Origin of the sequence: Sphingobacterium sp. PCS056, from assembly GCF_023273895.1 — a bacterium.
Taxonomy (GTDB): Bacteria; Bacteroidota; Bacteroidia; order Sphingobacteriales; family Sphingobacteriaceae; genus Sphingobacterium.
Map to the genome: position 1 here is coordinate 1,415,431 of NZ_CP096883.1, position 12,829 is coordinate 1,428,259.

Consider the following 12,829-nt stretch of genomic DNA (forward strand, 5'->3'; position numbering starts at 1 on the left):
TAATTAACATTTAATAATAATAGCAGTAATTATGAATAATATGAAGAAATACGTTCCGAATCCTGCCATCGGTCTGGTTTTTTTAGCAGTTTTGATCTGTATGCAAGCTTGTCAATCAAGTTCTTCCATATATCAAGCTCCTAAAGTAAATGCTTTCCGTGCCGGAACGCTTCCTGCGCCTCCGGGAATGGTCTATGTCCCCTCTGGAACGATCCTTTTTAAAAGTTCTCTGGATACTGCGGATACCGGTAAAAATGTAAGTCTAAGTGCGTTTTTTATCGATGAAGCCGAAGTCACGAATAAACAGTACCGTGAATTTATCAACTGGGTGGCAGATTCAATCGCCATTACGGATTATTTACAAGATGATCAGTATTTTTTAAATACCGGCGAACCAGCAGAGGAGCGGAAGATTGATTGGAAAAAAGTAAAAAAGATTTCGCCTTTATGGAAAAGTAATGATCCAACAATAAGAGAGCGTTTAGCGCCTATGTTACTGGTACAGGGTACAAAAAGAATGCTTAACCCTGATGTGCTTCGATATGAGTTTTCATATCAAAAAACAAAAGGTAATGCGAAAAAAGAGTTCGTCACAGAACAAGTGCCTGTCATGCCTGTCAACGATATCTGGTCGAGTGATTTCCCAAATGCACAGCTGGCTTCACTAGATATGAATTACTTTACACATGAGTCTTTTGATTATTACCCGGTAGTAGGTGTGACTTGGAGACAAGCGCGTGCTTTCACCGATTGGCGAGGTAAGGAGTTTATGGCGACGATCATGAAGAATTCATACCTCAGTGGTTACCAATTGACATTAAGTCTCCCTACAGAAGCGCAATGGCAATATGCTGCTGAAGGTAAATTGGATCCGCGTGATACTACGACTACAAAACGCTTAACGATTGATGGTGCTGAAGGTAAAGACAGATTAGCGGTCAACTTTAAGCAAGGTGATGGTACCTACTCTCGTGATGGCGCCACGTTTACCCTCCCAGTGAAATCTTATACCCCCAATGCGTTTGGACTTTATAATATGGCAGGGAATGTGTCGGAGTGGACTCTGGATGCTTTTAGCCCGTCTGCAACGGTATTTGTCAATGATTTAAATCCGGCACTTTTATATGATGCCGATGAGAAAGATGCGGATGCACTGAAAAGAAAAGTCGTCCGTGGTGGTTCTTGGAAAGATAATGGAGAGCAGCTGAATACGGATACACGTAATTATTCGGTAGACTATGAGCCTCACTCGTACATCGGTTTCCGCTGTGTTATGGCTGCATTTGAAATGCCTACGGTACAAAGTAAGACTAGAAAATATTAAAAGCATACATGCTCATGAAGATATGGATAACAATGGCAATGGCTATAGGATTGATGCCGGCCTTTGCACAACAAGAAATACCAGATAGTTTGAGATCTCAACAGGTCACCACTGCTGCTCAGGGAGAGATATTAATGGATACGATACCGACAACGGATGGTTTTTACCAAGCGAATAACTTGGAAGATGCCGTTCCTTTTGCGTATCCGGAAGTGAATATGAAGAATATTCGCTTCTACAAACGCGTATGGCGCGATATTGATCTAAAAGATGAAAAAAATGCACTTTTGGCGACGCCAGGAAATTCATTGATGGAGATTATAATGAAATCTATTGAAATAGGTAAATTGTCCCTGTATAGCCCTGATGACGATTCTTTTAAATCCAGGATGAATGCCAATGAAGGAATGGCTCGTTTTACAGATAGCGTACTGGTTCCCATATTTGACGATGAAGGAAATCAGATCGATTCCAAAATGACCTTAAATGAATTTGATCCGACGCGCGTCACGAAATTCCGGATCAAAGAGGATATCTTCTTTGATAAACAACGTAGCCGTTTAGAAAGCCGGATCATTGGCGTAGCGCCTTTAATGAATATCACGACTTCTGCGGAATTGGCAGAATCGGTGGGTTCAACTCCTGCATTTTGGTTATATTTTCCGCAATTGCGCTATAGCTTGGTCAAAGTGGATATTACCGATCCCGATAAAGGTTTGTATGATATGACGATGGATGATCTGTTTGTTCAAAAGAAGTATGTGAGTACCATCATCCGTGAATCGTCTGCAGGAGCTTTAAAGCTAGGTGATGAAGCACAGCAAGCACAAGATGCGCAACAGATCGAACAAAAGATCGACGCGTATAAAAAGCAATTGTGGACGAGCCCTAAAGGTGTAAAAGAAGAAAACTTGGAAGAGTTTATTCCGAATGCAAAGAAACAGAAAAAAGCAAAGAAAAAATAAGCTCAATTAAATTTTGCTATTACAAAAAAGCATGCTCATCTTTTGAGCATGCTTTTTTTGTTTCATGAGTTTTCCCTTTAAGATTTCATGGTATTTGATTTTCCCTTCTTTTTTTTGGTAACAAGCCAATATCTGGACGCTCACTGTTCCTAAGCGTTATTAGCTGAGGAAGTTAGAACCTAAAGTCTACGGATAATTGCTACCGTCGTGCGCAATTCACATATCCTATTAGCATATTATGCTGGGAAACATAAGATCGGTTATTTTGTGGTTACTCATCATGTCGACAAATGGATTGTGCGCACATTTTTATTCTTGACAAACGAAGGAACGCCCGAGGGCGAAAAACTGAAAGAGCTTACCGCACTCAATAAAATTGATGCGCAATATTTGAAAATAGATACGATGGAGGCCTTTATTAATTATGATATTGAAGGAAATGAGAAGCTGTTTGCTATTTTCAAAGAGGCCGGTTGTGCTTCCTTATTTGAATATGCTAAATTCTTTGATCGCACAAATAAACAAATTAAAAATGCAGATTTTATATCTAAATATTTGTCTATTGCAGGATCTGAAGATGAATATTAAAATAACTATTTTTCCTAAACCTGGATTGCTCAACTCAATTTACAAGCTTTGAGAATATTTTTATTATTGTATGCGGTTGTAATGCTTAAATAGAACTATAATAAAAAAGGCTTCAATATGAAGCCTCTCTATTAAATAAGAATTAAGGTGTTTACCACGAAAAAGTGTAATCCTTTATCATAGAAATATCATTTACGACGAGAACAGATGATTTTAGCTCTCGTTTCGTTCTTGTAGTCTGTGTCTTCTCAACCACTCTTAACAATTCTTTCATGCTCAAAGGCATATTGGCAAATGTGAATGATTTATGAAAATTTTCTAAATTGATTTGCTTATGCAGTTCATCTGCAAATGATCTGGACATAAAATTAATTCCTGTAAAATCTAATGTTATATCGTAACAGTCCTCTTTATCCAACTCGTTCTCGATATGATTGATCAGAAAATGTACAGATTCTCTGGTATCTAAAGATTCATTAAATAAATCCTTTAACCTAATGTCTGCTGCAGTTGTCATAGTTTACTCCTGTTCTTTAATAGTTTGCAAAGATATACTTAAATTATAAATTATAAAAATGCTTTTAAACAATATACAAATTCTTCTTGTAAAGAACAAATCAATAAATAAATTGTTCTTTACTTTTTTCTATTTATTCAGCAAATTTGTAATAATCAAAATCTTGAGGCACGAGCGCCGGTATTCTTAAACAGACTAATACCCCTTGCCAGTTAAAATCACCTTTTGTATTATAAATCTCATTTTTCTCGGCAGATATATAGCAGAAGGTATCTCCTGAATAGATAAAATACTTACCATTCATTCCTTCTGTCAACATACGTGTTGATGTACTTATTCCAAACCCTCTACTGATATCCTGTAATTTTGTAGATTTACCCTGAAGTGCTGCTTTCATTGCTTCTAGGTGATTCGTTACATTATAAGCATTATCTTTAAAGTAAGTATAAGATTCTAATAACGTCCTTCCAATATCGCCTATGCAAATGTCAAGGTAGCCTAATGTAGGGTAAAATTGAGCAAATATATAACCATTATCGCGGTAAGCGTGATGAATAATATTTTCAATCGTCTCATCAATAAGATAAAGCAGAGCTGAAAGGAGATTATAATTTGTGCCTACGTTAACAAATCCTCTTAATAAAGAATTTAGGTGACCAATAAAGATATCTCTTATTCTTGATGTCTCATCATCACTACCTATTGGAAATGAAAGTAGAGGTATGTATGTCTTATTTTTATATTTTTCCAATAGTGATTGGACAGAATCGCTATTAGTTTTGTCACAATGAATGATATGAGGAAAAGAAATATTACTCATATACCCCGCAACACTTTGATTTTCTATTTCTGACTGTAAATTGATAGGAGCTCTTTTACCCTCGTATTGCTTAATGAGAAGTAAGAGACCTAATGTGAAAAAAGGTTTAGTGAATGAGGCTTTACTATAATCCAGTAATATTTCTATGTCTTTTTCTGTATTATCAATCTGCACTTGGAGCTCAAAAAGTTTACCCATTGAGTCTCCAAAATTATCATTTATATGTGTTGGCAATGATATTGTTTTCATACTGTAAAAGGGTAATTAGATATTATTAAATACTGATCTAGCTGCAGTTTTGGTTTATCGTAACTAAGATACCAAAGATAAGTATGATTTTAGTAATTAATAAATGAAAAGTATGTTCATTCTTCCTCGATCACATTATTAGAGTAAATAGTGAAAATTTACTTTCGTTTATCTAATACAGGTAATATTTACCCTTGTTTATATTTCAGTTAATTAGCTTATCTTTGTTTTAGCTTATTCCCGTTGGTCCCTGAATTCTTATTCAAACTAGAGGGTTTCGTTTTTTTAGCCTTGATCCTCATCTATTTTTCATAGATAAATTGAAGCTTTCTATCATAGACCTTATCCTTCACTTTCCTTTCCCTCAGCTGGTTTCGGTGATAGGCCAATAACTGGACGCTCACCATTTCCGTAAAACTATTCGAATAGTATATGTGGCTCTATGTCGAAAGCTATTGCTAATGCGCAGACTTCATATGCATAAATGCGATTAAACTTATTTTTAAATATTTCCTTCAGCTGGTTTCGTCAACTGGCCAATAAATGGACGCCCATCGTTTTAAAAGTTAGAAGGTTATTTGGTGAGTAAGTTAGACTCTAATGTCCACCAGACAATTCATGTTGTGATTAAAAATAAATTCTAACCATTATGAACTATTCCTGTTTATCACCAACATCAAATCCTATCTTTTTTCTTTCTTTTGGGATGGGTTCCTCTATCTTGTCTTGGAGACGGTCAATGTATTCGAATACAAGCTCCATATTTTTATCTTGACCGTCTTGTTTTCTAGAAATTTTTTCGACAGCATTTTTTATTTCAGCGATTTCGAGACGGAGGTCTGTGTTATCCGTTAATAACTGACGCATGCGTGTAAATACACGCATTATCTGTATGTTTATCTTGATAGCAATGTCGCTTTTCAATACGGAAGATAGCATTGCGACTCCCTGTTCTGTGAACATCATTGGCAAATATCGACTACCACCTCTATTATCTGTTTTTGAGGTCACAATTTGTGACCTCAAAAGTTCAAATTCATTTTCTAATAACTCAAACATAAAATCATCAGGGAAACGGGTTATATTTCTTCGTACTGCTTGTTTTAAGACCTTAGTTTCAATTCCATATAATGCTGCGAGATCACTATCAAGCATTACTTTATGTCCACGGAATACATATATTTTATTCATGACCACCTCTTCGGGTAGTATTGATAGCGTTTCTTGTTTCGCCATAAGTGGTTAAATGTATTGGTGTTCAATGTCTAAGATAGTCAAAAAGTAATGATATATCTTAACCTTTAGACTCATCTCCCGTATGTGGTTGAGCTAATCCTAGTATAGGCCGTTCACCATCGCCGTAAAATTGTCGTTGCGACAATCCAGGATGCCTATTGAAAGTAAATCAACTTATCATGAACGATTAGAATAGTATATGTGGCTCTATGTCGAAAGCTATTGCTAATGCGCAGACTTCATATGCATAAATGCGATTAAACTTATTTTTAAATATTTCCTTCAGCTGGTTTCGTCAACTGGCCAATAACTGGACGCTCACCATCGCCGTACAAGTATTCGAAAAGTTGGCTGGGTTTAATCACCATTAGTTTGGCAATATTATTTAGCTCTTCTGCGTAAGGTCGCTTTTTAGGATCAGTTAGAAGTTTATTAAGTCTCACGTTATCAATTCCTGTATTATGTTCAATATAGTTTTGAGGTTTGAAATAATCAAAAAGTAACATACCAAGCGTTGATTTCCATTTATTGCTAAACTCTTTTTTATTTGAATTTTTAAAAATGTCCTCCCTCGTAATAGTGAAGCGTTCTAGATTTGAATCCTTATATATGCTAATTAAAATTTAAGAATTGTTGGATCGATGAAAATTTTAGCATATGTATCTACAAGACCTAGTTGATCATAAATTCTTAGATCTCCCGATTTAGTAATAATAAGCTTTTGGTCAGAAATATTCATGTCAATGTACTCTTTTCCATTGTAAACAATTTCACTATAAGGTACGCGCGATAAAGTATTTATTTCTAAGGATTCTTTATCTATGTCACATGGTCCATAATAAAACTTATTATCCTTTAGAACGATTTTCTGACCTATTCTTTGATTGTATACTTTCGAATTGTGAGCATCCAGCCAAACACCTACGAGATGGCCCATTTTTTCATCCGATTCAGTATGTAAATTATTGCTTACGTTCGAATTGGTAGTGGATGTTTTAGTTTGATTGATTTCGTTCGTACAACTTAGAAAGAAAAGATGTAGAATTATTATAGCGATTACAATTGGAGCTCTATTTTTCATTTATTTGATTTCCTGTAAAAAAATATATTAGAATTAAGATTTTGAGAATTTTATGGCAAATTTTAGTAGCCGCTTCATTTTTTACCTTAATTTCGGTGTCAAGCCAATAACTGGACGCTCGCCATCACCGTAGAAGTATTCGAAGAGTTGGCTAGGTAGAAGATTGAAAGCGATGGCTAATCCATAAACTTCGTCAGCATATAGCTCATTTAGTTTATTAAGTTTTAGCAAACGACTAAACCTAGTTTTATCTATATCAGCAGCGGTATAAAAATCCGACTGTGAATTTAAAAATGGATGGACAAGTGCTTTTAGTAAATTCTCTGATTCAATTACAAGATTCAATTTTTTAGCTTTTGATGACGCAAATACTTTTTTACAGAATATATTTAAGTCAAAATCATATTCTACAGAAAAATCATAAAAACGTTTCCCCATTAGAAATACTTTATCTGAAAACAACTTTTCAATATTGTCTATTTCTTTTGTGATTTGTCTTTCAGCATGCTTTTTTTTACTGATGAAATCTATAAGTTCATTCTTGAATATAAGAATATACTGTTTTTTATATTCAGGAATTTCTCTTGATTTTAAAATCTGAGAATTTTGTTGCATATTTATTTTATTGTTCTTATATTTGTTAAACAATCAGTTAGCTGATTGAAGTCTCGTTAACGAAACCAGCAAATTTTATTAACGCGAGACCTTTAGGAGCATATTGTCCCAATTTTGTATATTCGTACATTATTTGGGAGTAGCTCCTACTGGAAATCGTGTTAGGCCCTTGCTGGTGCCAGTTAGCGATGGAAGGTAGGAGCTATTCCCTTTTTATATAAGCCCTTATTACCTTCCGCGCGAGACTTATTTTCATTGACCAATGTTTTATTACCCAATCATGATGAAAAGAAAAGAGTCCAGAAATCCGATTTTACCTCTGCCGATCCAGGATCGGGCAGGGCAAAGCGCTATCAATGCACTGATAAAAAACAAGCTCCGCCAGCCGGAATAACTTGTATACCACTAAAACCAAAAGGATCCCATCTACCGATGAAAGGCGATCAATAGGAATGGCGAAGAGCCACCTTGATCGCTAAACCCCTTGTTGGTTTTACCGATTCATCTATGCAGTCTATCATGCTATAGCAATCAATTTTTGTTCTTTTATTCTTGACACACTAAAAGTAATGAATTATTTACTGCAAAGCAACACTATAGCTGCTCGATGTATAGAAATTCTGTATAGAATGAATCGGTTTTTTAATCTAGTATAACACAAAATGCAATCGCGAATAATAATGATAACCGTTGATGATGACCATTTAATTGCATTTTTCCACCTTATTTTTTAACTGTTGAGCTGTTGTAGCAGATCGTTGGATTGCTAGCGTCCATCCCGCTAAACTAGACTTAACGTAATCTTTAAAAATATGCTAAAAAATAGCAAAGGGGAAAGGTATGCCCTGTCCCCAAAGGAAGAAATATGCTTGGATGTAAGTCAAAAACGGGATTTAATGACCAAAAAGAAGCCTATGATAACAGACTTACAAGAATACATGCAGGCACATGCTCCTGTGGAATGGGAGGACAGCCTCCTGGATCCACTGGGCATCGCTGGCCATACTTATTCGGAAAAAAAGGAGCGCTATGATTCCCTGCTGATCCGTGCAACTGGTCAGGGGGACCCCTGGACTGCTGTAGTGCGGCATGAACGCGCAGATATGCTCCGGATATCGCTGGTCAATATGACCCTCTGCCAATGTTACCTATTTGCGCTGGATCTACCGATGGACTTTCCGCTCGATCATATCCTGGTACTGGGAGGACCGCGACATACCTATATCCCTGATGCCACAGGTGCCACAACGGATCTGTACAGCTATGAGCTGACGGTGCCCGCAAATACCGAACGGGAAGAATATAGGCAGCGGATATTGAATGAGCTGAATGCCCACTTTGAACTCGAAGTGCGCACGGAAATGCTTCATATCGTAAAGGGAAGCCGTCCGATAAGCCATCTGGAGCATGAGGAGGTCGAGATCCTATGGGATCAGCAACTGACCGTGATCATGAAAACAAAAAAAGGAGCGCGAGTAGGGAAGACCTATCCTATACTGGCGCAAAGCAATTAAATAGTCAAGTTTCAGTGTTTATAAATCCCCTTTCTACCGAGGGCTAAAAAAGACCTTAGGATCAGGTCTACCCTCGGCATGAAAAGGGTATAGGCACATTATGTCTAAAAATATGATAAAATTATTAAATATATATAGCACCAGTTTTTGGAAATTGATCCAGAAGCTATTCAAATCTAAGGGAGAAGGGCTTTTGTTGGTTGGGAAAATGATGATGGTGATTCTGTTGGTGGTAGGGAAAAGTGAGGGGAGGGCTCAGGAAGTTGAAGCATTGCGCGTAGGGGATTATGTGCCTAAAGATTTTTGGAACCAGAAAGTAAAGATTTATAATCAAGGCGATACTTCGGTTATTGAACTTTCGAAATACAGAGGTAAATCTTTATTGATCGATTTTTGGGCATCTTGGTGCGGCTACTGCGTTCAAGGATTTCCGAAGTTGGTGGAAATCCAAGAAGGTTATCGTAATCACCTGAATATTTTACTTGTTAATTCTAGCTATACTAAAGACACCTTTAATAAAATTCATACCATGAGGAATGCTATTCTCCGTGAAAATGATCTCACGACAGCTTTTATGGATGACTACTTTATTCAGCTATTTCCACATGGTCCGATTCCCCATTATGTATGGATTAATCCAAAAGGGAGAATTGCAGGTATAACATTCCGTGAGTTTGTAAATGAACGTATGATGGAGGAGTTTATTAATAAAAATCTGAAAAATGAAAACATTAATTAATTTTATACTTCTATTTCTGATCTACCAAAGTGGTTTTGCACAGAGTAGATATTATGGTAAGGTCGTGGATTCTCTAGGAAATCCGATTTCACAGGTATCGATCTTGTTGAAGTCTAATCAAAAATTTTACCGATCTGACGAGAATGGATCTTTTGTTATTCCTGCTGAATCAAATAAGACATTAGCAAGAATTTCGAGGCTTGGATATTTGACCCAAGAAGTGGTATTGGATGCAGAAAGAAATGATGCAGTGTATATGATGTTTCCAAGTAATAATATTCTGGACGAGGTAGAAATTGTAAATACAGGGTATCAAAGCTTGAATAAAGAACGGTCAACAGGTAGTTTTTCCTTAATCGATAGTACTAAATTGGAGACCCGAATATCTACCAATATTTTGGAGAAGCTAGAATATCTGGCTCCTGGCTTGCAATTTGATAATCGGACTGGCACTCCCAGTATCAATATCAGAGGTACAAATACATTTATTGATCTACTCACCCAACCTTTGATTATCGTAGATAATTTTCCATATTCTGGTGACATAGCCAATATTAATCCCAACGATGTTGAATCCGTCACATTACTAAAAGATGCTTCTGCTGCGTCGATTTGGGGGGCAAGGGCAGGTAATGGAGTTATTGTTATTAACCTCAAAAAGAATACAAGAGGAAGTAGCCACCTGGATTATAGTAGCAGTTTTGTAATAGGAGGGAAGCCGGATCTTTTCTACCAGCGACCTATAGCATCAACGGATTTTGTAGATGTTGAGATCATGCTATTTGAAAAGGGGTTCTATAAAAATGCTTTAAATAGCGCAAGTAAAAAAAGACTCATCTTTTCACCTGTAGTGTCCTTATTGGATCTAGAGTCCAAGGGATTGATATCGCGCAAGGAAGTAGAGGATAGGATAGGTCTATTTAGACATAAAGATTATCGAAACGACATGTTGGATTATATGTTTAGAACTTCATTTAATCAGCAACATCATCTGGGATATAATTTTGCCACCAAGAGTTTTTCGAATCGTACAGCGGTCGGATTTGATAAGAAATATGAAACACAAATAGTCAATAACAGCGAAAGGTTTTCTTTACAGTCCAGCAATAATTTTAAAATCTCCGATAAAATTCAAATACAAAATACGATTCAATGGTCTAGCCAAATTAAACGGTCTAGTTCGGGAAACCTTAATTATCCGATCATGCCCCAAGGTGGAAAGGCAGTTTTGTATCCTTACGCTGAGCTTGCTACAGAGACAGGAGAGGCGCTAGCTATTCCTTATATTTATAATTTAGATTATATACAGAATTTAAACAACACTGGATTATTAGACTGGACTTTTAAGCCGATTGAAGATTTTAAAAAGAGTAAATCCAATAATACAACCAACGGATTATCTTTAAATGCAGCTATAACTTATAAGCCTGTGTCGTTTTTGAAAATAGAAGGTCTTTATAATTATGAAAATCAACAAAATGAATTTAAGTCTTTATACGGTGAAGACTCCTTTTATGCCCGTAATATAATTAATAGATTTACCCAGATTAAAAATAATGCAATCACTCGTATTGTGCCTCTGGGTGGTATTATGAGTACGAATCATAGGCGTATGCTTGCAAATAAAGGAAGACTACAGGTTGTATTTGACTACAATCTGTGGGATGATTGGATGATCAATTTATTTGCAGGTGCAGAAATTAGTGATTTGCAAACAGGAGTTCAGGCCAATACGTATTATGGTTATAACCAAAAATTGCTGTCTACGGTACAGATTGATCCCATCAATACCTATCCAGTTTATGATGGGTTGTCTTCCAACTCGAAGATTCCAAGTTCATCAGGTTTTGGAAAATTGACGACAAGATTCGTATCGCTTTTCTCAAATGGAGCGGTAAGCTATAAAAATAAGTACTTTATTAACTTTTCTTTAAGAAGAGATGCATCCAATAATTTTGGAGTACATACGAATCAGCGATGGAAACCGCTATGGTCCTCTGGTCTTGCTTGGGCCTTGAATCAAGAGTCTTTTTTTAAGGACAAGGATTGGATTAACCTGCTAAAAATTCGTACGACAGTAGGCCATTCTGGTAATATTGGTGGCGCATCCACGACCTTACCCACTATTTACTATCAAAACAGCTCTGGATATGGATTATCAAACTGGCGTCGAGCTAATGTCAATTCCTTGCCGAATCCCTATTTAAAGTGGGAAGACGTAAGAATGATTAATTTAGCTTTGGACTTCTCATTGTTAAATAATAATCTTTCAGGGAGTATTGAAATTTATCAAAAGAAGGCGACCGATCTATTGGCTAATGATCCACTGGATTATACTTACGGAGCTGGTACCATTATGCGCAATGTTGGAGAATCTGTAGGTAAAGGCGTGGATGTTAATCTGGCAGGGAAATACAAAGTCACGAATGACGTCAGAATCTCTACGGATTTACTGTTTTCCTATAATACAGATAAAGTGACCAAATTTAGCGGAACGAATGGTGGGGCACAGTATTATATATCTGGTAAAGGAGGAAGTTTAATGCCATTGGAAGGCTATTCACTATACCCCGTCTTTTCCTATCATTTTGAAGGTTTAGACCCCAAAACAGGGGATCCCCTCGGACATCTTAATGGCGAAACAAGTAAGGATTATGCAAATCTGCTAAATGTATCTACAGACGAGCTGATTTACCATGGTAATGGACTTCCAAAATATTATGGGTCATTTAGACCGACATTCTTCTGGAAAGCTTTTCAAGCATCAGTTAACGTAGTATATAAAATGGATTATTATTTACAGAAGGAAACCATCCGCTATTCTTCTTTATTTAATTCTTGGACCGGACATGCGGACTTTGCTTTAAGATGGCAGAATTCGGGAGACGAGAAGAGGACAACTGTACCATCTTTACTGTATCCTGCAAATGCAAACCGTGATGATTTCTACGCTTATTCTTCACCTAATATTGTTGAGGGAGACCATATAAGAGTATCAGATCTGCGAATAGCATATACGTCAAATCCTAAAATCGGTAATAAATATAGAAAACTTACTGTAGCTGCATATGCCAATAATATTGGAATTATATGGAGAAAAAATAAGGTTAACCTTGATCCTGATTACTTTGGTATTCCTCCTGTGAAAACGTATGGAATGAATATAAATTTTAATTTTTAA

12 protein-coding genes are annotated in these 12,829 nt (G+C 36.4%); 6 read left to right on the forward strand and 6 right to left on the reverse strand.

Annotated elements, in window-relative coordinates:
* Positions 1-31: 31 nt before the first annotated feature.
* The 3 genes from MUB18_RS06055 to MUB18_RS06065 all read left to right on the forward strand — a co-directional run bounded on the left by MUB18_RS06055 (position 32) and on the right by MUB18_RS06065 (position 2,877).
* A complete protein-coding gene (locus tag MUB18_RS06055; RefSeq protein WP_248755283.1) occupies positions 32-1,324 on the forward strand; it encodes an SUMF1/EgtB/PvdO family nonheme iron enzyme in 1,293 nt (430 codons plus the stop codon).
* A gap of 14 nt (positions 1,325-1,338) precedes the next feature.
* The gene (gene gldN, locus MUB18_RS06060) at positions 1,339-2,289 is read left to right on the forward strand and encodes a gliding motility protein GldN (RefSeq protein ID WP_248755284.1); all 951 of its coding nucleotides are present in this window, start codon (positions 1,339-1,341) and stop codon (positions 2,287-2,289) included.
* Positions 2,290-2,496: 207 nt separating this feature from the next.
* On the forward strand, positions 2,497-2,877 hold the full coding sequence (locus tag MUB18_RS06065; protein WP_248755285.1) for a hypothetical protein: 381 nt from the start codon (positions 2,497-2,499) through the stop codon (positions 2,875-2,877).
* Between the two features lie 151 nt (positions 2,878-3,028).
* Here MUB18_RS06065 and MUB18_RS06070 read toward each other — a convergent pair whose 3' ends face one another.
* The 6 genes from MUB18_RS06070 to MUB18_RS06095 form a co-directional block, all read right to left on the reverse strand.
* Positions 3,029-3,394, reverse strand: a complete 366-nt coding sequence (locus MUB18_RS06070) for an STAS-like domain-containing protein (protein ID WP_248755286.1) — start codon at positions 3,392-3,394, stop codon at positions 3,029-3,031.
* 133 nt (positions 3,395-3,527) lie between these two features.
* The gene (locus MUB18_RS06075) at positions 3,528-4,463 is read right to left on the reverse strand and encodes a hypothetical protein (RefSeq protein WP_248755287.1); all 936 of its coding nucleotides are present in this window, start codon (positions 4,461-4,463) and stop codon (positions 3,528-3,530) included.
* Positions 4,464-5,117: 654 nt separating this feature from the next.
* Complete coding sequence (locus MUB18_RS06080; RefSeq protein ID WP_248755288.1) at positions 5,118-5,699, reverse strand: ORF6N domain-containing protein; 582 nt, start codon at positions 5,697-5,699, stop codon at positions 5,118-5,120.
* A gap of 269 nt (positions 5,700-5,968) precedes the next feature.
* Entirely contained in the window at positions 5,969-6,205 is a 237-nt protein-coding gene (locus tag MUB18_RS06085) for a helix-turn-helix transcriptional regulator (RefSeq protein WP_248755289.1), read from the reverse strand.
* Positions 6,206-6,315: 110 nt separating this feature from the next.
* Positions 6,316-6,780 (reverse strand): hypothetical protein, encoded by a 465-nt coding sequence (locus MUB18_RS06090; RefSeq protein ID WP_248755290.1) that lies wholly within the window; start codon positions 6,778-6,780, stop codon positions 6,316-6,318.
* An 81-nt stretch (positions 6,781-6,861) separates the two neighbouring features.
* The gene (locus tag MUB18_RS06095) at positions 6,862-7,395 is read right to left on the reverse strand and encodes a hypothetical protein (RefSeq protein ID WP_248755291.1); all 534 of its coding nucleotides are present in this window, start codon (positions 7,393-7,395) and stop codon (positions 6,862-6,864) included.
* 896 nt (positions 7,396-8,291) lie between these two features.
* Between MUB18_RS06095 and MUB18_RS06100 the strand changes: the two genes are divergently transcribed.
* From MUB18_RS06100 to MUB18_RS06110, 3 genes are all read left to right on the forward strand, one after another.
* Complete coding sequence (locus MUB18_RS06100; RefSeq protein ID WP_248755292.1) at positions 8,292-8,909, forward strand: hypothetical protein; 618 nt, start codon at positions 8,292-8,294, stop codon at positions 8,907-8,909.
* Between the two features lie 112 nt (positions 8,910-9,021).
* Positions 9,022-9,648, forward strand: coding sequence for a TlpA family protein disulfide reductase (locus MUB18_RS06105; protein ID WP_248755293.1), 627 nt, complete (start codon positions 9,022-9,024; stop codon positions 9,646-9,648).
* Positions 9,632-12,829 carry a SusC/RagA family TonB-linked outer membrane protein gene (locus tag MUB18_RS06110; RefSeq protein ID WP_248755294.1) on the forward strand — a complete coding sequence of 1,066 codons (3,198 nt, stop codon included), beginning with the start codon at positions 9,632-9,634 and terminating at the stop codon, positions 12,827-12,829. The genes MUB18_RS06105 and MUB18_RS06110 overlap by 17 nt, the downstream gene beginning before the upstream one ends.